Origin of the sequence: Nocardia donostiensis, from assembly GCF_002081715.1 — a bacterium.
GTDB lineage: Bacteria > Actinomycetota > Actinomycetes > Mycobacteriales > Mycobacteriaceae > Nocardia > Nocardia donostiensis.
Genome location: NZ_MUKP01000025.1, coordinates 41,759 through 64,565, shown reverse-complemented (window position 1 = coordinate 64,565; position 22,807 = coordinate 41,759). Strand labels below are relative to the sequence as shown.

The 22,807-nt window shown below is 67.1% G+C and carries 23 protein-coding genes; 12 read left to right on the top strand and 11 right to left on the bottom strand.

Annotation, left to right across the window (positions count from 1 at the left end):
* Nucleotides 1-179: 179 nt before the first annotated feature.
* From B0T44_RS17060 to B0T44_RS17045, 4 genes are read right to left on the bottom strand one after another with little or no spacing between them, the layout of a single operon-like run.
* Nucleotides 180-665, bottom strand: a complete 486-nt coding sequence (locus B0T44_RS17060; RefSeq protein WP_077114699.1) for a glutathione peroxidase — start codon at nt 663-665, stop codon at nt 180-182.
* Entirely contained in the window at nt 662-1,885 is a 1,224-nt protein-coding gene (locus tag B0T44_RS17055) for a cytochrome P450 (RefSeq protein WP_077114698.1), read from the bottom strand. Before B0T44_RS17055 ends, B0T44_RS17060 begins: the two co-directional genes overlap by 4 nt.
* Complete coding sequence (locus B0T44_RS17050; protein ID WP_077114697.1) at nt 1,882-2,691, bottom strand: SDR family oxidoreductase; 810 nt, start codon at nt 2,689-2,691, stop codon at nt 1,882-1,884. The genes B0T44_RS17055 and B0T44_RS17050 overlap by 4 nt, the downstream gene beginning before the upstream one ends.
* On the bottom strand, nt 2,691-3,896 hold the full coding sequence (locus B0T44_RS17045; RefSeq protein WP_175647918.1) for a cytochrome P450: 1,206 nt from the start codon (nt 3,894-3,896) through the stop codon (nt 2,691-2,693). Before B0T44_RS17045 ends, B0T44_RS17050 begins: the two co-directional genes overlap by 1 nt.
* A gap of 322 nt (nt 3,897-4,218) precedes the next feature.
* On the opposite strand from B0T44_RS17045, the gene B0T44_RS17040 reads away from it, so the two are divergent.
* From B0T44_RS17040 to B0T44_RS17015, 6 genes are all read left to right on the top strand, one after another.
* Entirely contained in the window at nt 4,219-5,688 is a 1,470-nt protein-coding gene (locus B0T44_RS17040; RefSeq protein ID WP_077114696.1) for an aldehyde dehydrogenase, read from the top strand.
* Nucleotides 5,689-5,749: 61 nt separating this feature from the next.
* Entirely contained in the window at nt 5,750-6,502 is a 753-nt protein-coding gene (locus B0T44_RS17035; protein ID WP_077114695.1) for an SDR family oxidoreductase, read from the top strand.
* Nucleotides 6,499-7,392: an NAD(P)-dependent oxidoreductase gene (locus B0T44_RS17030; RefSeq protein ID WP_077114694.1), complete on the top strand. Its 894-nt coding sequence runs from the start codon at nt 6,499-6,501 to the stop codon at nt 7,390-7,392. Before B0T44_RS17035 ends, B0T44_RS17030 begins: the two co-directional genes overlap by 4 nt.
* Nucleotides 7,393-7,395: 3 nt before the next feature.
* Nucleotides 7,396-8,859 (top strand): FAD-dependent oxidoreductase, encoded by a 1,464-nt coding sequence (locus B0T44_RS17025; RefSeq protein WP_077114693.1) that lies wholly within the window; start codon nt 7,396-7,398, stop codon nt 8,857-8,859.
* Nucleotides 8,860-8,877: 18 nt separating this feature from the next.
* Entirely contained in the window at nt 8,878-9,456 is a 579-nt protein-coding gene (locus B0T44_RS17020; RefSeq protein ID WP_077114692.1) for a TetR/AcrR family transcriptional regulator, read from the top strand.
* Nucleotides 9,457-9,477: 21 nt separating this feature from the next.
* Entirely contained in the window at nt 9,478-9,960 is a 483-nt protein-coding gene (locus B0T44_RS17015; RefSeq protein WP_077114691.1) for a nitroreductase family deazaflavin-dependent oxidoreductase, read from the top strand.
* Nucleotides 9,961-10,109: 149 nt separating this feature from the next.
* Here the strand turns inward: B0T44_RS17015 and B0T44_RS17010 are convergent, their stop codons facing one another.
* From B0T44_RS17010 to B0T44_RS16995, 5 genes are all read right to left on the bottom strand, one after another.
* Nucleotides 10,110-11,324, bottom strand: coding sequence for a cytochrome P450 family protein (locus tag B0T44_RS17010; protein ID WP_081512237.1), 1,215 nt, complete (start codon nt 11,322-11,324; stop codon nt 10,110-10,112).
* Between the two features lie 358 nt (nt 11,325-11,682).
* On the bottom strand, nt 11,683-12,306 hold the full coding sequence (locus tag B0T44_RS17005) for an MBL fold metallo-hydrolase (RefSeq protein ID WP_077114690.1): 624 nt from the start codon (nt 12,304-12,306) through the stop codon (nt 11,683-11,685).
* Nucleotides 12,303-13,388, bottom strand: a complete 1,086-nt coding sequence (locus tag B0T44_RS17000; protein WP_077114689.1) for an S-(hydroxymethyl)mycothiol dehydrogenase — start codon at nt 13,386-13,388, stop codon at nt 12,303-12,305. The genes B0T44_RS17005 and B0T44_RS17000 overlap by 4 nt, the downstream gene beginning before the upstream one ends.
* Nucleotides 13,389-13,568: 180 nt before the next feature.
* Nucleotides 13,569-13,703, bottom strand: coding sequence for a hypothetical protein (locus tag B0T44_RS28085; protein WP_254893690.1), 135 nt, complete (start codon nt 13,701-13,703; stop codon nt 13,569-13,571).
* A gap of 492 nt (nt 13,704-14,195) precedes the next feature.
* On the bottom strand, nt 14,196-14,516 hold the full coding sequence (locus B0T44_RS16995; RefSeq protein ID WP_139347636.1) for an SdpI family protein: 321 nt from the start codon (nt 14,514-14,516) through the stop codon (nt 14,196-14,198).
* A gap of 305 nt (nt 14,517-14,821) precedes the next feature.
* Between B0T44_RS16995 and B0T44_RS28415 the strand changes: the two genes are divergently transcribed.
* The gene (locus tag B0T44_RS28415) at nt 14,822-15,583 is read left to right on the top strand and encodes a hypothetical protein (RefSeq protein WP_077114688.1); all 762 of its coding nucleotides are present in this window, start codon (nt 14,822-14,824) and stop codon (nt 15,581-15,583) included.
* 192 nt (nt 15,584-15,775) lie between these two features.
* On the opposite strand, the gene B0T44_RS16985 is transcribed toward B0T44_RS28415, so the two are convergent.
* Both B0T44_RS16985 and B0T44_RS16980 read right to left on the bottom strand, forming a co-directional pair.
* Entirely contained in the window at nt 15,776-16,903 is a 1,128-nt protein-coding gene (locus B0T44_RS16985) for an acyl-CoA dehydrogenase family protein (protein ID WP_077114687.1), read from the bottom strand.
* 9 nt (nt 16,904-16,912) lie between these two features.
* Nucleotides 16,913-18,085 carry an acyl-CoA dehydrogenase family protein gene (locus B0T44_RS16980; RefSeq protein ID WP_077114788.1) on the bottom strand — a complete coding sequence of 391 codons (1,173 nt, stop codon included), beginning with the start codon at nt 18,083-18,085 and terminating at the stop codon, nt 16,913-16,915.
* A 251-nt stretch (nt 18,086-18,336) separates the two neighbouring features.
* Between B0T44_RS16980 and B0T44_RS16975 the strand changes: the two genes are divergently transcribed.
* From B0T44_RS16975 to B0T44_RS16950, 5 genes are all read left to right on the top strand, one after another.
* On the top strand, nt 18,337-19,206 hold the full coding sequence (locus B0T44_RS16975; RefSeq protein WP_077114686.1) for a hypothetical protein: 870 nt from the start codon (nt 18,337-18,339) through the stop codon (nt 19,204-19,206).
* Nucleotides 19,207-19,549: 343 nt separating this feature from the next.
* Nucleotides 19,550-20,278 (top strand): alpha/beta hydrolase, encoded by a 729-nt coding sequence (locus B0T44_RS16965; RefSeq protein ID WP_077114685.1) that lies wholly within the window; start codon nt 19,550-19,552, stop codon nt 20,276-20,278.
* A 41-nt stretch (nt 20,279-20,319) separates the two neighbouring features.
* Nucleotides 20,320-20,715, top strand: coding sequence for a hypothetical protein (locus B0T44_RS16960; protein WP_077114684.1), 396 nt, complete (start codon nt 20,320-20,322; stop codon nt 20,713-20,715).
* Nucleotides 20,708-21,982 (top strand): PPE domain-containing protein, encoded by a 1,275-nt coding sequence (locus B0T44_RS16955; RefSeq protein ID WP_139347635.1) that lies wholly within the window; start codon nt 20,708-20,710, stop codon nt 21,980-21,982. The genes B0T44_RS16960 and B0T44_RS16955 overlap by 8 nt, the downstream gene beginning before the upstream one ends.
* Nucleotides 21,964-22,731 (top strand): ESX secretion-associated protein EspG, encoded by a 768-nt coding sequence (locus B0T44_RS16950; protein ID WP_254854121.1) that lies wholly within the window; start codon nt 21,964-21,966, stop codon nt 22,729-22,731. Before B0T44_RS16955 ends, B0T44_RS16950 begins: the two co-directional genes overlap by 19 nt.
* The last annotated feature ends 76 nt before the right edge of the window (nt 22,732-22,807 follow it).

Below are 22,807 nucleotides of genomic sequence, written 5' to 3'. Positions count from 1 at the left end.
CCGAACACATGACCGCGCTGGCCGGGTTACGTCGGATTGTTGTCCAGACAGTTGTCTATGGTAGGTGCGACAGGGTGGCCAGCGGGTTGTTTTCGGGGGATGCGGCACATTTTGGTATCGGATACGAAAAAGGCCCGCTCACAGTGGGTGAGCGGACCTTTCGAAGGCTTTGGTGGAACTCAGAGCAATCCTTCTACGGCCGAGACGACCTCCGGCGCATCCGGGGCAGTGGTGGGCCGGAATCGAGCAGCCACCGCACCGTCGCGGGCGATCAGGAACTTCTCGAAGTTCCACTGGATATCCCCCGCCGCACCCTCGGCGTCAGGGGTTCCGGCCAGTTCCCGGTACAGCGGGTGCCGATCGTCACCATTGACATCGGTCTTCTCCAACAGCGGGAAATCGACACCGTAGGTGGTGGAGCAGAACTGCTGGATCTCCTCGGCGTTGCCCGGCTCCTGCCCCATGAACTGATTGCACGGAACGCCCACCACACTGAAACCGCGGTCGCCGTAGTTCTTGTGCAACTCGACCAGCCCCGTATATTGCGGAGTGAGCCCGCATTTGGAGGCCACATTGACCAGCAGCACCACTCGGTCACCGACCAGCCCGGCCAGTGTGGACTCGTCCCCGGACAACGTGCGCACCGGAATGTCTCGTATGTTCACTCGTATTGCACCTGCCAACTCTTGATTCCGTTGATCCACCCCGAGCGCAACCGTACCGGATCCGCTACCTGCCGCAGGCCGGGCATGGCGTCGGCGATCGCGTTGAACATCAGATCGATTTCCAGTCTGGCCAGGTTGGCGCCGACACAGTAGTGCGTCCCGGTGCCGCCGAAGCCCACGTGCGGGTTGGGATCGCGCAGCACATCGAAGGTGAACGGGTCGGCGAAACCTGCCTCGTCGAAATTGGCCGAGCTGTAGAACAAGCCGAGGCGCTGCCCCTTCTTGATCTCCTTGCTGCCGAGCACATGATCGGCGGTTGCGGTGCGCTGGAATGCGGTGACCGGTGTGGCCCAGCGAACGATTTCGTCGGGCGCGGTGCGTGGCCGCTGCTGCTGGTAGAGCTCCCACTGTTCGGGGTGGTCGACGAAGGCCTTCATACCGTGGGTGATGGCATTGCGGGTGGTTTCGTTTCCCGCGACCGCGAGCAGGATGACGAAGAAGCCGAATTCGTCCGACGCCAGATGTTCCCCGTCGACATCGGCATTGACCAACTGGGTGACGATATCGTCGACCGGGCACGCCCGCCGCTGCTCGGCCATATTCCAGGCGTAGCCCAGGATTTCGGCCGAAGCGACGGTCGGGTCACCGTATTCCGGGTCGTCGTAGTTGAGCATCTGGTTCGACCACTCGAATATCTTCTTGCGGTCTTCCTGCGGTACACCGAGCAGTTCCGCGATCGCCTGCAGCGGCAGTTCGACGGCCACCTGGCTCACGAAATCTCCGCCGCCAGTTTTCTTGGCCGCAGCCACGATACGTTCGGCGCGCTCGGTGAGCGCGGCCCGCAGGCCCTCCACCGCACGCGGGGTGAACCCCTTGGAAATGATCCGGCGCACCTTGGAATGTTTCGGCGGGTCCATATTCACCAGCAGCGCGCCGGTGACCGACATCTGCTCCGGCGTGATATCGCCCGGCAGCCGGATGATGGCGCCTTTGTCCTGCGAGGAGTACAGCTCCGGATTACGCGAGATCTCCCGGACATCGTCGAGCGTGCTGACCACCCAGTACCCGCCGTCGTTGAAACCGCCGGAGGTTTCATCGGGTTGGGCGTTCCACCAGACCGGGGCGGTGCGCCGCAGCAGGGCGAATTCTTCGACCGGACTGCGGTTTTCCCACAGTGCCGGATCGGTGAAATCGAAGCCGGGGGGAAGTGCCGTTGTCATGGATGATCCTTTCGTTCCTCCGGTTCCGGCGGCGGACGCAGCGGGGCTTCGGGCTGCACCTCGACCAGGACCAGGTGGGCGCCGCGGGGTGTGGAGACGACGGCGGTGACGGCGGCGGCCAGGTCGCTGGCGCGCAGCATGTAGGGATGGCGGGCGAATCCCCATTTCTGCCAGTCCTCCAGCAGCGGACCGACCACTTCGGGGGTGGCGTTCATACCCATCCCGGTCACGGTGGGGCCGGGACGGACGAGGGAAGCACGGATACCGGTGCCTTCCAATTCCATGCGCAACTGTTGGCCCATCGCTTCGACACCGGCCTTGGCCGCGCTGTAGGCGCCGTTACGTGGACGCGGCGTGGGCGCGCAGTCGGAACTGATCAACACCACATCCCCGCGACGCCGCTGCATCATCCCGGGCAGCACCGCATGCACCATCCGATGCTGGCCGACCAGATGCACCGTCACCTGATGCAGAAAAAGCTCCGGATCCATCTCCTGGATCAACCCGAATTCGATATCCCCGGCACCCGAGACGAGGATCTCGGTCGGCCCGATCGCCTCCTCGGCCGCCGCAACGAACGCGGTCACCGACTCCTGATCGGTCACATCGAGCCGATGCGCGAACGCCGTCCCGCCGTCGGCGCGGATCTTCTCGGCCAGCTCGTCGCAGATGCCGACACGCCGCGCCCCCAACGCCACCGGATGCCCGAGTTCGGCGAGGGCGACGGCGGTGGCGGCGCCGATCCCGGAGGACGCGCCCGCGATAATCGCCGGACGGCGTTCGGGATGAGGTTCGAAACGCGGCATCACGCCACCTCCACGGTGATCGGGAGCTTGGCGAAGCCCCGCACATTGGTCGAATGCACCCGCACGATCCCCTCGTCACGTACCCGGTACGACCGCACCCGGGAGGCGAATTCGCGCAGCGCGACACCGGCTTCCAGCCGGGCCAGGTGCGCGCCGAGGCAGAAGTGCACGCCGGCACCGAAACTGGCCAGGTTCCCCTTGTCTGCCCGGTCCAGCACATAACTGTCGGCGTCGGCGAAGACGTCGGAGTCTCGGTTGGCCGAACCGATCAGCAGCAGCACCTTGGCACCTGCCGGGATGGTGCCCCCGTGATAGTGCAGCTCCTCCACCGCGGTACGTGCCACCAGCTGGCTCGAGGTGTCGTAGCGCAGGGTTTCTTCCACCCAGTCGCTCACCAACTCCGGGTCGGCGACGACTTTCGCGTACTCCTGCGGGTTGCGGCCCGCCCAATACAGGGCGTTGCCGAGCAGTTTGGTGGTGGTTTCGTTACCCGCCACCACCATCAGGAACATGAAACCGATGATCTCGTCGTCGGTGAGCGCATCGCCGTCGATTTCGGCGTCCAACAGTGCCGAAGTCAGATCGTCGGTTGGGCTCTGCCTGCGCTGGGCGACCATATCGGCGTAGTAGACGACCAGGTTCAGCGACGCCTCGATCGCGGTATCGGGTACGTCGAGAACGCCGTCGTCGCGGTGCACCACCGCGTCGGCGAGCCTGCGGATCTCGGTGCGGTCGCCGCGCGGGACGCCGAGTAGTTCGGAGATGACGTCCATCGGCAGTTTGCCGGCGACTTCTTCGATCCAGTCGAAGTCGCCGCGTTCCAGCGCGGGTTCGAGGTATTCGAGGGTGATATCGCGGATACGCTCTTCCATCTCCGCGACCCGCTTGGGTGTGAAGCCTTTGTAGACCAGCCGCCGCATCCGCATATGTCGCGGGTCGTCCATCGCCAGAAACGACATCACCCGGTGCGCGTTGGGTCCCCACGCTGCCGGGTCCAACGACACTCCGTTGGCGCTCGACAGCCGGGCACTGTCCCGGAACGCGCCGGTCACATCGGCGTGCCGGGACAGCGCGTAGAAGTCCAGGTCCGGATTGTGGTACAGCGGCGCCTCCTGGCGAAGTCGCTGATACGTCGGGTACGGATCCTCGTGGAACCGGTAGTCGTACGGGTCGAATGTCACTGGCTGCGCGGACTGCGCGGACACAGCGTTCACTACATCCCCCTCTGCTTCGATAACGAGTTCTCGTCACGTCGAACGCGAGTGCCGCGAGACAGAGACACATAGCTGGACATGTGTCTGGACGGTACCAGCGCCAACACGGCCGGACAATGAATTCGCCGATTATCACGTGATCAGCAACCCTTACTCCGAGAAAGAAAGCGCAGCGAGGACCGGTCGCGTCCTGAGATCGAGAACCTCTGAAGCAACTAACGGAAACGCCCCAACTGCTAGAACCAGTTCTTGCACTCGGCGAGCAATCCGGACTATATTCCGTACACCTGTCCAGACAGTATTGGGGCCTTGCATGCACAGTCTTCTGCCCAACAACAGCTCGCAGCTGTTGATCGGCGGCAAGCTGGTCGCCGGCGGCAACGGTGTCTTCGAGACCGTGAACCCGGCGACCGAAGAGGTGATCGGCACCGCGGCCAACGCCAACGGGGCCGATATGGACACCGCGATCGCCGCCGCGCGGACCGCCTTCGACAACACCGACTGGTCCCGCGACCACGCCTTCCGCGCCCACTGCATCGACCAACTGCGGACCGCGCTACAGGCCCGGGTGGAAGAACTGCGTGCGATCACCGTCGCCGAAGCAGGGGCGCCGATCATGCTCACCAGCGGCCCGCAACTGGAAGGCCCCATCGCTGACCTCGATTTCGCCGCGCGGCTCGCCGAAAGCTACAAATGGGAAACCGATCTCGGCGTCGCCTCCCCGATGGGCATCGCAACCCACCGATCGCTGCGCCGGGAAGCGGTCGGTGTCGTCGGTGCGATTACGCCGTGGAACTTCCCACACCAGATCAACTTCGCCAAACTCGGTTTCGCCCTCGCCGCAGGAAACACCGTGGTGCTCAAACCCGCACCGGACACCCCATGGTGCGCGGCCGCGGTCGGTTCGATCATCGCCGAGCACACCGATATCCCCCCGGGCGTCATCAATATCGTCACCTCCGACGATCACGGCCTCGGTGCCCAGCTGACCAGCGACCCCCGCGTCGATATGGTCACCTTCACCGGCTCCACCGCCACCGGCCGCGCGGTGATGGCCAACGCCGCCACCACTGTGAAGAAAACCTTCCTCGAACTCGGCGGTAAATCCGCGTTCCTCGTACTCGACGACGCCGACCTCGCCAAAGCCGTCGGGTTCGCCGGTTTCTCGGTATGCGTGCACGCCGGGCAGGGCTGCGCACTGAACACACGACTGGTGGTGCCGCGCGCCCGCTACGACGAAGCCGTGCAGATCGCGGCCGCCACCCTGGGCGGCATCACACCGGGAGATCCGACGAACCCAGGCACCATCTGCGGGCCGCTGATCTCCGACCGGCAGCGCGCCCGGGTGGAACGCTACCTACAGATCGCCCGTGACGAGGGCGGGCGCATCGTGGTCGGGGGTGGCCGACCGGCCGATAAAGACCGCGGCTTCTTCATCGATCCCACCGTCATCGCCGATATCGACAACACCGCCACCGTGGCCCGCGAGGAGATCTTCGGGCCGGTGCTGTCGGTGATCGCGCACGACGGCGACGACGACGCCATCCGCATCGCCAACGACTCCCCCTACGGGCTGTCCGGCGAAGTCTGGAGCAACGACCCCGACCGCATCCGGCACGTCACCGATCGCGTACGCACCGGAACGATCGCGGTCAACGGCGGTATCTGGTACAGCGCCGATGCGCCGTTCGGCGGGTACAAACAGTCCGGTATCGGCCGGGAAATGGGCGTCGCCGGGTTCGAGGAATACCTGGAGACCAAGCTCGTGGCCACCTCTCAGTAGCCACTCTCAGCCACTCCCCACGAATCCGCCCCGAGCTTTCCCCCACAAAGGAGCACCCATCATGGCCCGTTTCACCGGCAGGTCGGCCATCGTCACCGGAGCGGCCCGCGGTATCGGCGCCGCCTATGCCGAAGCGCTGGCCGGCGAAGGCGCCTCGGTTGTCGTCGCCGATCTCAATGCCGCGGCCGGGCAGGCGGTCGCCGACAAGATCACCGCAAACGGCGGCACCGCGTCCTTCCACACCGTCGACGTCGCCGACCCGGATTCGGCCGCAGCGCTGGCCGATTACACCGTCGAGCAGTACGGCGGCATCGACCATCTGGTCAACAACGCCGCCATCTACGGCGATATGAAACTGGACCTGCTGCTCACCGTGCCGTGGGACTACTACAAGAAGTTCATGTCGGTGAACCAGGACGGCGCGCTGGTGATGACCCGCGCGGTCTGGCAGCACATGACCGCACGCGGCGGCGGCTCCATCGTCAACCAGTCCTCCACCGCGGCCTGGCTGTACTCCGGCTTCTACGGGCTGGCGAAGGTCGGCGTCAACGGCCTCACCCAGCAACTGGCCACCGAACTCGGCGGTTCCAATATCCGGATCAACGCCATCGCGCCCGGCCCGATCGACACCGAAGCCACCAAAACGGCCACCCCCGCTGCCATCGTCGACGACATCGTCAAGCGGCTGCCGCTCAAGCGGATGGGCACACCGGAGGATCTGGTCGGCGCGGTGCTATACCTGCTGTCGGATGAGGCGAGCTGGGTTACCGGGCAGATCTTCAATATCGATGGCGGCCAGGTGATCCGCTCATGAGCGCCGGGGCCGGCCTGCGGGTCGGTTTCATCGGTCTCGGGTCGATGGGGGCGCCCATGGCAAAACGCCTGCTGACCTGGTCCGGCGGCCTGACCGTCTGCGATACCCGGCCGGAAGCGGTCGAGCCGTTCACCGAGGCCGGAGCCGAAGCGGCAGCCACCCCGGCCGAGGTCGCCGCGCAATGCGAGCTCATCTCGATCGCTGTCGTGGACGATGCGCAGGTGCGTTCCGTGCTCACCGGACCCGACGGGGTGCTGGGTGCTGCCGCGCCGGGAACCGTTGTCGCAGTCCATTCCACGATCAGCGACGGCACCGCCGAGGAACTGGCCGACCGCTGCGCCGAACACGGCGCGGAATTCGTGGACGCACCGGTCAGCGGCGGCGCGCCAGGCGCAGACCAGGGCAGGCTGGCGGTGCTGCTCGGCGGCAGCGATACCGCGGTCGCGGCCGTGCGCGAACCATTCGCCACCTTCGCCGATCTGATCGTGCACGCCGGTCCCGTGGGTGCGGGCACCCGGATGAAGCTGGCACGCAACCTCGTGCATTTCGTCTCCTTCACCGCCGCCACCGAAGCGCAACGCCTGGCCGAGGCCGCCGGGCTGGATATCACCCAATTGGGCAAAGTGGTCCGGCATACCGATGCGGTCACCGGCGGCGCGGGCGCGATCATGTTGCGCGACACCACCGCCCCGATCGCCGAGGGCGATTTCTGGCTGCCGATTCTGCGCCACGTCCGTAATCTCGGCGAGAAGGATCTCGGGCTGGCGCTGGAGCTCGGCGGCAAGCTCGGAGTCGACTTGCCGCTGGCCGGGCTCGCCCTGGACGGTCTCGGCCCCGGACTGGGTGTCGGCACCGAGCGGCACGCACACAGCGATAGTGAGGAACCGTAGATCATGGCTGATGCCGCAAGCATTCGACCGCTGCCCGCCGCCGAAGTCACCTGGGACCGCACCGCCGATGTCGTCGTCGCCGGCTACGGCATCGCCGGGGTCTGCGCCGCAATCGAGGCCGCACGCGCCGGCGCGGACGTGCTGATCCTGGAACGCACCAGCGGCTGGGGCGGGGCCGCCGCGCTGGCAGGCGGTTTCATCTACCTGGGCGGCGGCACCCCGTTGCAGCGGGCGCTCGGTTTCGAGGACAGCCAGGAGAACATGGAGAAGTTCCTGCTCGCCGCCGTCGGCCCGGGCGCGGACAAGGCCAAAATCGCCGACTACTGCCGCGGCAGTCTCGAGCACTACGACTGGCTGGTCGACTGCGGTGTGCCGTTCAAGGAGGCGTTCTGGGGCGAACCCGGCTGGGAGCCACCGCACGACGAAGGACTGATGTACTCCGGCGGCGAGAACGCCGCCCCGTTCAACACCATCGCCACGCCCGCGCCGCGCGGGCACGTCCCGCAGATGCAGAACAAACGCACCGGCCAGAAGGGTGGCGGCTACATGCTGATGAAGCCGCTGGCCGAAACCGCCGAAAAGCTCGGTGTCGGCGTCGAATACGACACCCGTCTGCAGCGGCTCGTCGTCGACGGCGACCGGGTGGTCGGGGTGATCGCCAAACAGTATGGCAAGCCGGTCGCGATCCGCGCGCGGCGCGGCGTCGTGCTCGCCACCGGCAGCTTCGCCTATCAGGAACAGATGATCGAAGGGTATGCGCCGCGCCTGATCGGACGGCCCGGCGCCGCGATCGAAGAACACGACGGCATTGCCATCCGGGTGGCCCAGGCACTCGGTGCGGAACTGGCGCATATGGACGCCACGGAGGTCGCGTTCTTCGGTGATCCGCAGATGATGGCGCGCGGCATCATGGTCAACGGCCGTGGTCAGCGCTATATCGCCGAGGACACCTATCCCGGCCGGATCGGGCAGGCAACCCTGCTCCAGCAGGAGAACCAGGCGTACCTGGTGATCGGCGAGGCCGCCTACGAGGAGGCGCTCACCACCGAGACCTCCACGCCGTTCTTCCGGCAGCCGCCCACCTGGGCTGCGGAAACAGTGGCCGAACTCGAGACCGATATGGGGCTGCCCGCACTGGCACTGCAATCGACGGTGGACTGCTACAACCGGCACGCCGCAGAAGGCAAAGACCCGCTGCTCGGCAAGAAACCGGAATGGGTGAAACCGATCGAAGGCCCGGTGGCCGCGTTCGATATGCGTGGTTTCACCGCCGGTTTCACCCTGGGCGGGTTACGCACCGACCTGGATTCGCGGGTGCTGCATGTCGACGGTGCAGCCATTGCCGGCTTGTTCGCGGCGGGTCGCTGCACCTCCGGGATCTGCGCAGGCGGGTACGTCAGCGGCGCATCGCTTGGCGATGGCAGCTTCTACGGCCGACGTGCCGGCATCGCGGCCGCGAAGAACTGATCGGTAGGATCCAGACACATGCCCGAAGGTGATTCCGTGGCGGTGGAGGCGACGCGCCGTCGCCTCACCGCGAAACAGGCCGACACTGTCGACAAGCTGACCAAGGCAGCGGTGGAGGTGCTGGCCCGAGAGGGTTTCGCGGGGATGACGATCCGGATGGTCGCGGCAGCGGCCGGGGTGGGCACCGCCACCGCGTACACCTACTTCTCGTCCAAGGAACACCTGGTCGCCGAAATCTTCTGGCGGCGACTGATGGCCGCGCCGTCCCCGGCCAGCGACGATCCCGACCCTGTGGTGCGGGTGGTGGCCGAGCTGCGCAGTATCGCCATGCTGGTGGCCGACGAACAGGAGGTCTCCGGCGCGGTCACCAGCGCCATGCTCGGCCGCGACCCCGATGTCGCACATCTACGCGCCCGGATCGGCGGCGAGATCCGCAAACGGATCGAACGAGCCCTCGGCCCCGACGCCGACAACGACGTGGTGGTCTCCCTCGAACTGCTCTACGCGGGGGCGCTGGTGCGGGCCGGTATGGGCTATGCCTCCTACGCCGATATCGCCGACCTCATCGAGAAATCCGCCCTGCTGATCCTGCGCTGAAACACCCCGATCGGAAAGAACATGCCGAGCAGCCGTCCCAAGCAGCTGGATTCACCGCTGGTTCCGAAGTTCATCAAAGCGATGTCTGAGATCAACGTGTGGCTCTACCGCCGCACCGGCGGCCGGGTCGGCGGAAAGTGGCGGGTGGGTGCGGGCTTCCGCAACCCCGTCCCGACCCTGCTGCTGGAACACCGCGGCCGAAAATCCGGCAAGGAATTCACCGTCCCGCTGCTGTTCCTGCGCGACGGCGACGATCTCGTGGTCGTGGCTTCCCAGGGCGGCTTGGCGAAGAACCCGCAGTGGTATCACAACCTGCTGGCCCGCCCGGATACCACCGTACAGATCGGCAGGGAAAGCCTACCGGTCCACGCGCGCCTGGCCGGCGATGCCGAACGGGAACAGTTATGGCCGAAACTGGTTGAGTTGTACGCGGATTTCGACACCTACCAGTCCTGGACCGAACGCCGCATCCCCGTGTTCATCCTGGAACCGCGCACTCCCTGACCTCGCCGCCGACAGGACGGTCGCACCCGGCGACCCCCATCATCCCGGTGCCGGGATGATGGGTCCGCAGCGACGCAGCGGGGCCGGGCGCGGTGTGCCCCGGCGGCCGCGCTGCGCGGGCCACCGAGGGCATTCGACCCGAACGCGGATCAGGCGGGAGTTCCGAGGTTCACCGGGATCGACAGGGGTCCGATGGTGAAGAACGATGGGGTGTAGGGGATATCGTCCGGGTCGATCGCCAGACTCAAGTCGGGGAAGCGCCGGTACAGCGTGGACAGCGCGAGCCGGCCTTCCAGTCGGGCCAGCGGTGCGCCGATGCAGAAGCGGGGTCCGTGGCCGAAACCGAGTGTGCCCGCGTTGGAGCGGGTCATATCGAACTCGTTCGCGGTGTCACCGTGCTGCAGGCTGTCGACGCCGGCCGCTTGGTAGACCACGCCCACCGCGTTCCCCTTGGGGATCGGTACACCGGCGATGGTCACGTCCTCGAGGGTGAACCGGAAGCTGGTCATCATTACGGAGTGGCGGTAGCGTAGGGTCTCCTCGACCACATCCGCCCAGCGGTTCTCCGCCTTGGCGAGGGCGAGTTGTTCGGGATGGCGCGCCATCGCGACGACGGCGTTCCCGAGCAGATAGACGGTGGTCTCATGGCCGGCGATGAGCATGAGCCACAGGATGGCGACCAGTTCGTCGGTGGTGAGCCGGTCGCCTTCGTCGCGCGCCCGCACCAGGTCGGTGGTGAGGTCGTCGGTGGGGTCGTTCTGCTTGCGCTCGACCAGTTGGTACAGGTAGCCACGGAGATCGAGCTGAGTTTGGAACGCCTCCTCGGGTGTCGCGGTCTGCGACAGCGAGTCCAGAGTCCACTTACGCAGCTGGGCGCGTTCCGACTCGGGCACCCCGAACAGCTCGCTGATCACAGCCATGGGTAGGGCGTCACAGAAGGTGGGGACCAGGTCGACTCCGTCGCCGGCCGCCGCCACCTTGTCGAGCAGTTCGTCGATGAGCTGCTGAACCCGCGGTTCCATGGCCTGCACGCGGGACGGCGTGAAGCCCTTGCCGACGAGGCTGCGCAGCCGCCGATGATCCTGCCCGTCCTTGGTGGACAGGTGATCCCCCTGAACAATGGCCCGGAAAGGCCAATCTTCCGGGATCGAACCGTCGTACAGCGCGGGCCAATGCTTCGGGTCCCGCGCAAAGGTCTTGTTGTCACCGGCAAGGATCTCCTGCACGGCGTTATGGGTCAGAGCCACGTATGCGGGCACACCTCCCGGGAACTCCACTTCGACCACCGGGGCGATCTTCTGTAGCCGGATGCAGGTGTCGAGCGGTCGTTCGTCCAGAGCAGGGAAAGAAGGCAGGCTCGTCATAGCGATAGCCCTTCGGAGAGGCGCGACTTGTCGACGCGGTATCAATGAGAAATGTTGCGCGAGAGATCATGTCAGACCGAGGTGCCCTCATGAGAACACTTGGACGAGACTCGTTGCCGGATAGTTACCGTCACGCGCATCGGATACGACTTTCCGCAGGTAGTTATGCGCTTTCACGAATGTAACTCGGGGGCAATTTGTTCTGGGCCCGCATTCGATCCGACTCGCGTAGCTTCGTCGACGGCGTGCTGACCGCTGAGCACTGCGCTGTCACCGGCTCTCGCCGCGTCTCGGTCACGCCCCGCCGGCAACGCATCCCGGAATCACCTCGGTTTCCGGGATGCGTGCAGGGTGTCGGCTAGTTCTGGTCCGCGTTCGCCGGAACGTTCCCGCGTTCGGCGGCCAGCGTCGTATCCGGTCCGTGCCCCGTATGCACAACCGTCTCACCGGGGAGGGGGAAGAGACGCTCGTTGATGGAGGCGAGGATGGTCGGATAGTCCGAGTAGGAACGGCCGGTGGCGCCGGGGCCGCCTTCGAAAAGGGTGTCGCCGCTGAACAGTTCGTGCTGGTCCGGCAGATACAGGCAGCAGGAGCCGGGGGAATGGCCGGGGGTGTGGAGCACTTGTAGCCGGGCTGCGCCGATGGTGAAGACCTGGCCGTCGGACAGCGGACGATATTCGGCACCGGGGTGGGTTTGCTGCCACAGCACATCGTCGTCGGGGTGCAGGTAGATCGGCGCTCCGGTGGCCGCCGACAGGCCGGGGGCTGCGGTGACGTGATCGTTGTGGGCGTGGGTGCAGACGATGGCGGCGACGCGGCGGCCCGCGACGGCGTCGAGCACCGGCTGCGCGTCGTGCGCGGCGTCGATGATCAGCACATCGGAGTCGTCGCCGACGAGCCAGATATTGTTCTCCACATCCCAGCAGCCGCCGTCCAGACAGAACTGACCTTCGGTGACGACCCGCTCGACACGCGCGCTCACAACACCACCACCGAACGCAGCACTTCCCCGCGATGCATGGTCTCGAACGCCGTCTCCACCGAATCCAGCCCGATCCGTTCGGTGACGAACTTGTCCAGCGGCAGCCTGCCCTGCCGGTACAGGTCGATCAGCATCGGGAAATCGCGCTCGGGCAGGCAGTCCCCGTACCAGGAGGATTTCAGCGCGCCACCGTGGCTGAAGAAGTCGATCAGCGGCATCTCCAGCGTCATATCGGGAGTGGGAACACCGACCAGAACGAGGGTGCCTGCCAGATCACGCGCGTAGAACGCCTGCTTCCAGGTTTCCGGCCTACCGACCGCGTCGATCACCACATCCGCACCGAAACCGCCGGTGAGTTCCTGGATCTCGGCCACCGCATCCGCGTTCGAGGCGTCGATCGTATGGGTGGCGCCCAGGTCACGGGCCCATTCCAGTTTCTTCGGGTCGCGGTCGACCGCGATGATCTTCGCCGCCCCCGCCAGCCGTGCACCCGCGATGGCAGCGTCGCCGACCCCGCCACAACCGATTACCGCGACCGAATCACCGCGGTCGACGTTCCCGGTGTTCATCGCCGCACCCAGCCCGGCCATCACCCCGCAGCCGAGCAGCCCGGCCACCGCGGGATCGGTGTCCGGGTCGACCTTGGTGCATTGGCCCTCATGCACCAGTGTTTTATCGGCGAATGCGCCGATTCCGAGCGCGGGTGTCAGCTCGGTGCCGTCGGCCAGTGTCATGGGCTTGGAGGCGTTGTGGGTGTCGAAGCAGTACCAGAGGTGGCCGCGTTTACAGGCCCGGCACTGGCCGCAGACGGCGCGCCAGTTCAGCACCACGAAATCGCCGACCTCGACATGGGTGACCGCACTGCCGACGGTTTCCACGACTCCGGCCGCCTCATGTCCGAGCAGGAACGGGAATTCGTCGTTGACACCGCCGTCGCGGTAGGTCAGATCGGTATGGCATACCCCGCACGCCTGGATACGCACCACCACATCGTGCGGTCCTGGATCGGGGACGACGACCGTCACCAGCTCCACCGGCGCACCGGATCGGCGGGCGATAACACCTCTGACGTTCTGCGGCACGGCTTCTCCTTTCGCGCGATATCGGTGTGGGACCGACAGCGCTCAGGTTATCGGGCCGCGCCCGTGTCCGGGGGCTTCTGCGAAAGTCCGGGGGGGAGGTGCGATCGCCGGCTCGAACTCCCCTGGACGAGACTGCGGCGGCGGGACGAAACGTCCCGCCGCCGCGATACCGGCGAATGTTCAGATACCTCCGAACACCTCCAGGAGGTAGGCGAGGTCCGCGGCTATGCCCGTGAGCGTAGCCACCAGATCCAGAGCGGAAGATCCCAGGTCCAAGACGGCAGATCCCATGTCGAGCAGGTCCATCTCTTCCATCGGTCCTCCTAGGTCCGTGTTGCTCGCGCTATCAAAGGTACCGCCACGGGGTCGTTCAGCAAACCCCTGGAATACCTCTCACCGCTGCGGTCGGCAAGCACGGTTACGGCCGCACAGCCGACGACCGGGAGCGTGGGTTGTCCCGCTGGACGGACCGCCGGAATCCCAGCCGGGACAGTCGGCCTCCGGCCGGACGCGGATGGTTGTCCCGCTCGATCCCTCGGCAGGATCATCGCCACCGACGCGGCCGATCAGAGCGCGGCTAGAGCTGCGGCCACGTCGATACCGCACCGAGCCGTGCCCAAAGACTTTGCGACGCCCCAGCAACTACCGAACTCACGCCTGATGGCGTAGACGACGCATAACCGGGCACACTTCGTTGCCCTTTCCGCCGATGTCGTTACGACCATCTGCCACACCGCCGATAATCGACCGATCGGTACTCCTACCGGGAAGCCGGTAGCGACGACAGTGCCCGCACCCCGGCGGGCGTCAGCGCACGAAGGGTTCGAGCCCCCTGTCGCGCAGCTTGAGCAGGATCAGGCCCGCGGTGCAGGCCAGAATGAGTCCCGCGACGGTGATTTCGACGTGCAGGCCCGCTATGCCGAGAACGGCTCCCACCAGGCCGCCGACGAAGAACAACCATCCGCAGAGCCGAGCGACGACGACGGCCGCGCCGCGCCGCTGCGGACTGGGTTCGTCCGACTGCGGATTGGACAGGTCTTCCGGTGACTGCGCCGCGACTTCTGCCTGCTGCGCGTCGGCCGAACTGGCCGCCGATGACAGCTGGCCGGTCGACTGGTCTCCCATCATCCACTCCTCGATGACGCCGGCCCTGTGTGGTGCCGCGCGAACTGCGTCGATCGCGCTCGTTCAGGTTTCCGGCGTCGCACACGTAACTCAGGCCACTTACGCTACGACCACAACCTCACGATTGTGTCGCGACACGTGCCCGCGACACGCCGACGAAATCAATTCGATATCTGGATTGCGCTCTTTTCTGACCGTATCATTGCCGGTTCCCCACCGGTTTTCGCCTGTCACCACACCCGCCTGGTCGCGGCAGCCGCCCTGGATTATGGTGAGGCGACCCGGAGATCACCCAGGAGCAACAACCGATGGAGAGCAGTAGGACGAAGGTTGCCGGACCGCTGGCAGCCGCGGGCGCCGTATCCCTCGGCCTGATCCTCATCGGCGCCTGTGGAATCGGCCACGACGACACCTACGTCGCCCCACCGCCGATCAAATCCGGTCCGCGCGCGGCCACGCCGCCCCCGCGCGACGGCACCACCACCACGGTCGCGACAGTAGCCATCCCACCCTCCCCCACCTGGCGGATCGCCCCCGTCCCACCGCCGCGCCGCACCCTGCCCACGGAGTACACCACCGAACCCTCGGACGAGCGCGACAGCGATTACCCCGACACCGCACGCGGCACCGACGAAACCACCACTGCGTCCACCCGCCCCACCCCGAGCCGCGCCAGCACCTCGGATGAGGAAACCGCGCCCTACCAGCAGCCGGTCGAGGCCGAGCCCACCACCGGCCCGGCTGCGGCCCAGTTGCCGATCCCGGTGTTGCACCCCACCGAAACCCTCGCGCCCGCACCGGCCTCCCCCAGCGAGCAACCCACCGTCGCGCCGGAACTCACCGAGCCCACGCCCGAAGCCGGAAACACCGGCACCGAACAGCCGGGCACCACGGAAGCCACCGAACCGAGCCCCGCTGCAACCGTGCCGCTCACCGAGCTACCCGGCCCGACGCAAACCCAGCAGCCTTCCGCCGCAGCATCCGAAGCACCCGTCCCGACCACAACCGGCGAAACCGGGTTCTCACCGACCGACCTCGTTGCGCCGGTGCCGGCCCCGGCCATCGGCTGACCAACCGCTGGGTTCAGCCTGCGCCGCAGACAACCGGCTCGAGATGCCGTGCCGGGCGACCGAGCCGTAGACCCTGAGCAGTGCATCCGGGTACACAGAACAACACGCCCGGCTTGACGACGGCCTATCCACAACGACCGGTTCGGTTCCTTCGGCCTGGTCGAACTCCAGGAACCGAACCGCGCCGCTGCCCTAGAGTTCGACCAGCTCGTAGTTGCCGACCTGCTCGGTGAGCACCCGCAGGTGTTCCAGCCGGCCGCCGAGGGTGCACTCGATGGCGGTCAGGCGGGCCGCGTAGTGGCCGACCGGGTATTCAGCGGTCATGCCGATACCGCCGTGCATCTGGATTGCTTCCTGGCCGACGTGCCGCGCCGAACGGCCGACCTGCAACCGGGCGCGGGAGAGGATCACCTGGTCGGTGGAGCCGTCGGCCAGCGACGCGGTGGCGTAGTAGCTCATGCTGCGGGCCAGTTCCAGCGAGACGTACATATCGGCGGCGCGCTGGGTCAGCGTCTGGAATTTCGACAGCGTGACACCGAACTGTTTACGTGTCTTCAGATAGTCGGTGGTCAGCCGCAGTGCCTCGGTCATCGCCCCGATCGACTCCGCGCACAGCCCGGCCTGCGCGTGCGCGAGCACCGCGTTCACCGCTTCGGTGGCGTCACCAGCCGCGCCGAGCAGTTCGCCGGGGGCCGATTCGAATTCGAGCTGCGCGCCGCGCTGCCCGTCCATGGTGGAAAACGGGGTGCGAGTGACGCCGTCGGCGTCCGCGGCCACCAGGAAGACGCCGACACCGCCGTCCGGCAAGGCCGCGGTGACCACGAGATCGTCGGCGCAGTCACCGTGCAGCACCGGGTTTTTAATACCGGTCAGTACGTATGCGTTCTCGGTGGCGGTTGCGCGGGTGGAGACCTCGAGATGGGGCCAGCGGGTGCCCGGTTCGGCGTGCGCGAGAGCGAGCAGTTTCGCGCCGGTGGCGACCTCGGTCAGGATCCGCTGCCGCTGCTCTGCGGTGCCGACACGAGCAATGAGCGAACCGGGTGTCAGCACCGCATCCAGCAGAGGTTCCGGCGCCAGCCTGCGGCCGATTTCCTCCAGCACGAGCATGATTTCCACCGGGCCCGCACCCATACCGCCGTCTTCCTCGGCGAAAGCCAGCCCGAGTATGCCCAGCTCGGCCAGCTGCCGCCAGACATCGCGGCTCCAGCCGAGTTCGGTTTCGGTGACCTTCAGCCGCGATTCGGCGTCGTAGTTGCGGGCCAGCAGGTCACGCACGGTGTCGCGCAGCAGGACCTGTTCATCGGTGAGATCGAAATCCATGTCCTGGCCTCACAGTCCGAGAATCGTGGAGGCGATGATGGTGCGCTGCACCTCGTTCGAACCTCCGTAGATGGTTGTCTTGCGGGTGTTGAGGTAGCTGGGGCCGCTGTGCTGCGCCCAATCCGGGGTGGCGGTGTTCTCCGCACCGACCAGCAGTGCGTCCGGTCCCGCAACCTCGAGCAGCAGTTCGGTGGCCGCCTGCTGCAGTTCCGATCCGCGCAGCTTCAGCACCGACGACACCGGGTTCGGCTTGCCCTCGGCGGAATTGGACACCACCCGCAGCTGCGTCAGCTCCAGCGCGAGCAGTTCGTTCTCCAGTTCGGCCAGGCGAGCGGCGAACAGTGGATCATCGAGCAGAGTGGCTGTACCTACCGCCGCATTCGCTGCGTACTCTTTGGCGAGCCCGAGGCGGACTTTGGTGCGGCCGACGCCGGTGATCCCGGTGCGCTCATTGCCGAGCAGGAACTTCGCGTAGGTCCAGCCCTGGTTCTCCTCGCCGACCAGCTGATCGGCCGGTACCCGGACGTTTTCGAAGAACACCTCGTTGACCTCGTAACCGCCGTCGATCAACTTGATCGGGCGCACGGTCACCCCCGGCGATTTCACATCGAACAGCAGGAACGAGATACCGGCCTGCTTCTTCGGTGCGTTCGGGTCGGTGCGGACCAGGCAGAAGATCCAGTCGGCATACTGGGCCAGGGTGGTCCAGATCTTCTGCCCGTTGACGATGTAGGAATCGCCGTCGCGGACCGCGGTGGTGCGCAGCGAGGCCAGGTCCGAGCCCGCGTCCGGTTCGGAGAAGCCCTGGCACCACCAGATATCGAGGGCTCGGGTCGGCGGCAGAAAGCGTTGTTTGAGTTCTTCGGAGCCGAACTGCGCGATCACCGGTCCCACCATCGTGGCATTGAAGGTGAGCGGCTCGGGCACGCAGGCCAGCTGCATCTCGTCCTGCCAGATGTGGCGCTGGAGCGGTGTCCAGTCCTTGCCGCCCCACTCCACCGGCCAGTTCGGCACCGCGAGGCCGTGGTCGTCGAGGGTTTTGTGGGCGGTTACCACGTCTTCGCGCGACAATTCGTGGCCGCGTCTGACACGCTCACGGATCTCGGCGGGGATCTCGCTCCGGTAGAACCGGCGCAGTTCGTCGCGGAAGGCGACATCATCGGGGGAAAGGGCCAGTTTCATACGCATCTCCCTGCGTGTCTCGTACTTCCCGAGTCAAACCTACCCCGCGGTAGTCCGGCTGTGTCGAGTGGATCACACAGCGGCGGGCGGTAGCCGCGATTCAACCGAGGCGCAAACGGAGCGTGACCATCCGATGACAGACCGGTTCCCCCGGCCGCGACCTGGTAACTTGCTGGCGTGGCTGAGCCCGGCGACCCTGCTCGCGGTCGGCTCGGTGCCGTCGCAGCGGTTCGCAGATCCAGGGAGTAGCAGTGAACGACAGAACCATCGCACGCGTCGCCGTCTCGGCGGCCGCTATCGGAATCGGCGCGGTTCTGACCTTCACCGCACCCGCATCGGCGGCCCCCACCGCACCGGGAACCACCCAGCCCGCCGCACCGGTGCACGACCCTGCCGTCCTGGCCGGACTCGACGAACTCACCACCGAAACCGCCCACGACCCCGCCGCCCGCGCGGGCGTCACCGCCCTACGCGACTACGCCGCACTGGTCGACATCGCCGAGCTACGCGCCACCAACGGCGTATTCACCCCGTTCGCCTACCCGGCGCTGACCTTCGGCTGCGGCGGCAACGGCCTGATCACCACGATCTTCGCCGCAGGGACCGCCAACGGCCCCAGCAGCAATATCAGCTACGAGGCACCGGGCACGCTGACCTTCCACGCCACCCCCTCCCATCCCGGCGCACCGCTGTCGTCGGGGCTGGTGGTGGCCTGGCTCAACATCAACAACGGCCGCAGCGGCATCAGCGCGCTCGACGATATGACCGAGTACCACATGCCATCGCTGTCCAAGACCGTCGACAGCGGGCCCGGCACAGTGATCGCATCGATGTGGGGCACCATCAACTATCCCGGCGCGATGTGCGTGATGACACCCACCGTCGGCCTGTTCGGTGTCCCCGAGGCGCCGGTGCAGGCGCCGCCGCCCGCCCCGGCGCCGAACCCCGAGCCACAACCCGCCGCCCCGGGGGATAACACTCCGGGCCACCCCGCGCCTGACGGCTCCGCCCCCGCCCCGGCCACGCCTCCCGCCCCGCAGCCGGAAACCGCCCCCGCCCCGCCGTCGTCCGCCGCGGCCACCACCTCCCCGGCCCCCGCAGGCGTCCAGGTCGGGCGCTGACTCGACCCAGCCGTTCGACTCACCCCCACCGTTCGACGAAGGCGCGGATATCGGCCGCCTGCGCTGGACCCAGCCTGTCACCGACCGGGGTGCTGCCGACGGTGGTTTCGCGCATGCACCGCCCGATAACGCCTGGTGAGCACCGTCACCAGCAACGAGAACGAACCGCTCGCCGCCTCAGCTGCGCGCAAGCCGCAAGCGCTGCAAAAGGGGCAGCAGGTGTCCACCGGTTTCCGCGATAGCGCGGGACAGTCAGAGGCAGCGGGGCCGAGCATTCTAGCGGAATTTCACCAGCAATCGTGGGTTCCCACGCGCTGCCTGCTTCTTGGCAAGATCGAAAACCATGGGTTTTTTCGAAGGGGCACGTGGGAGGTTGCACTACCGGGAGTGGGCGGTCGAGCAACCGGTCGCCGGGCTGATACTGCTACCCGGGCTAGGACAGCACAGCGGGCACTACCACCGGTTCGCACGGCAGCTCAACGCCCACGACATCCAGGTGTGGGCGCTGGACACCGCAGGGCACGGGCTCAGCGAAGGCGATCCGGACCGGCCGGGGACACTGCGCGAACTGGTCGACGACGCAGCCCTGTTCATCGAATTGGTGAGGGTGGAGCAGCCGGATAGGGCGTTGGCGCTGATGGGCCATTCGCTCGGCGGGGTGACAGCACTCGCCGCGCTCGGAGCAGCAATACCCGCATCCGGGGACGATGAAGAAGAACCGGCCACCGACGCGGTCGCGGCGGACTACCCCCTGATTCCTACACCGATCACCGAGGCCCTGTCCGGTGTGGTGTTGTGCGGGGTGCCGAAACGAGCATTGGGCGGCGGTGCACCGAACGCACCAGGAACGCCGCTGCCGCGCGAGCTTCCGGTGCTCGCCGTGCACGGCGTCGACGATCGGCGGGCGCCGATCACGGCGATACGGGTATGGACTCGGCGCCATGAATGGGTAGATTTACGGGAGTACGCCGACGCCGGGCACGACCTGCTGCACGAGCCGGTACATGCGCGGGTCGGCGCTGACATCGCGGAGTGGGTGCGAAGCGTTGTGGGGTCGGTACGACACCGGTGAACCGAAGCTGCGCGGACAGCGGATCAGGGAAGGGGGACGGGATGCGGCCGAACAGTATTGCCGCGCTCGGCTCTGCGGTCGAGGACGGGCAGTTGTGGATCGACGGGGTGCTGGTTGCCGAGGGCGCACACGAACGGTGCGCGCAGCGCTATGAGCAGCTCGCCGATCAGGTCGAAGCGCAGATCCAGGCGCTGACCGCCGCCACCTCGCTGCCGGGTTTCGGCGGTTTCGATTCCGGCGCCGCGCTGCGTCGCGGTTTCGAGGACAAGGCGACCGGAGCGATCGGCGCGCTGCGCGAATATGCCGCGGGGGCCAGGGAACTCGCCCACACCTTCCGCGTGGCGGCCCTCGCCTACCAGGACACCGATGATGCGCTGGCGGCGACGCTGGCCACAGCGGGCGATACCGCAGTGGGCGTGGGAGCGGTCGATGCGTGAGATGCCGAGGGGTGCGCGGCGCGGCGAGTACGAACGCGTCGACCCCGAATACGCCTCCACCGTCGAGGTTTTCGACAACCTGACCCATCAGGAGATCCACGCCGGAGTCCAGCTGATGAACCCGGCGGTGCTGCTGTCCGGGCAGCAGTCCTGGCAGGGTGCCGCCACGGCCCTGGCCGATGCGGTCGGACAGGCGCACACCGAGATCGGCGCCGCCATCGCCGACGGCTGGCGCGGTGCCGCCGCCGGCGGCGCCGCCGCGGCGATCCGCGATTTCGAGCGGACCGGGCGGGAGCTCGCAGATGTGATGGCCGCGGTCGGTCTGCGGTTGAGCCAGGCCGGTGACGCCGCCGAAACGCTGCGTGCCGGTGTCGGTGAGCCGTCGGCTGCCGAACCCGATCTCACTGCCGCACTGCTGGATCCGTCGCAGGCCAGCGAGAACGCCTCCGTTGCTCGCGGCGCCGAGAACGCCAGGCAGGACGTGGTGCGGATGATGGACAGCGTCTACATCGGCGCCTTCGTTCCCACCGGGTCCGGGGTGCCAGCCTTCCCCGAAATCCCCGCCACCTCCGGCGCGCCCGCCTCGACTACCCCCACCGGTGCGCTGTCCACCGGTATCGCCAACCCCGAACCAGCGGCCGGGCAGTCACCGGCACGCCCGGCCGCCACCATGGTGAGCAACCCTGCCGCCGAACCCCAGAGCACCGCTCCGGCAGCGCATTCCCCGTCCCCTACTCCCACAGCTTCCCCGGCCACCACACCGACCCCCGCGCCGTCCGCACCCGCCCACACCACACCGTCCACGGCCACCACCCCCGCGTCCACCGCCCCTACCGCTTGGACCGCCACCGACCGTCCCGTCACCCCGGCGTCCACCGGCCCGGCCACGAGCGTTTCCGCGGCGGCCGCATCGGTTCCGGTGACAGCACCTGCCTCCTCCTCGGATGATCAGCGCAAACGCCAAGAGCGGCGCGATAATTCGGGCACTGAAGCCATCACCGGTATGGGTGCGGGTGCGGTCGGCGGGCTGATGGGCGGGGCGATGGCCGCCTCCGACACCCCGCGTTCCGGGCCGAGCGCCGCCGCACGCAACACCGCGGCCGCGGCGTCCCGCAACTCCGAGGCCGAAGACGAACTCGATGACGATCTGCACTTCATCGACGACGATTCGACTTTCCTGGAACCCTCCGACGAGCACGGCGAACTGATCGGCGCGATGGACCCCACCACCCCGCCCGTGCTCGGTGAATGGACCGAAGAGGATTGAACTGGACGCTCACCCCGGACCAGTTCGCGCTGGCCTGGGCCCGAACCGACGGCGACCGCATTCCCTACCCGCTTGCGGTCCGGCTCTCCGCCCGCGACACCGCCGAACGCGCCGCCCAGCTGCCCGCTCTGCAGCAATGGTGCGACGACACCCTCGACGCCGACCTGGAAGCCGCGCTGCGGGTGCTCGGACGCCCCGAGGTATCCGTGGAGGTGTTCGGACAGCACGGCGACGGCGCCGGCGTCACGCGACCCGTGCGGGTGCTCGGCGCCGCAGCAGGCAATATCGCGGTGGTCGCGGCGCAACGTCCCGGCCCCGCTCCGGACCGGGGCGCCGAACTGTGGATCAGTGTCGGCGCGGCAGTCTCACTCCCCGGCCGCGTGGTGCGCGCACTGCCCGCGAACACCGCGGGCACGCTGGCCCGGCTCAGCGCGCCGCTGGCGAAAGTCACCGAGGACAGCCGGGACCTGGTCACCATGCCGGTGGCCGGCCCGACCGTGCCCGCCCGTATCCGCAAACTGCTCAAACAGCGCCGAGACGGTATCGGCCAGATCGTGGTGTCGGTGCGCCGGGACGGACAGACGCGCCCGTTCGGCGTGCTGTGCTGGATTGATGTGACCGGCGACGGCCGGTACGCGATACGCACCGGCACCGACGTGGACATCGCCGCCGTCACCGCGGAAAGCTTCGCCGCCGCCCTGCGCCCGATGATCGCCGCCGCCCAGCGCTCGGTGTTCGTCGACCACTGACGAGCGCGTGTGCACGGTCGTCCCCGGGTAGCTTGCCGAGGGCTCTCCGGCCTTGGCTTGTTCTCCAACCCACTCG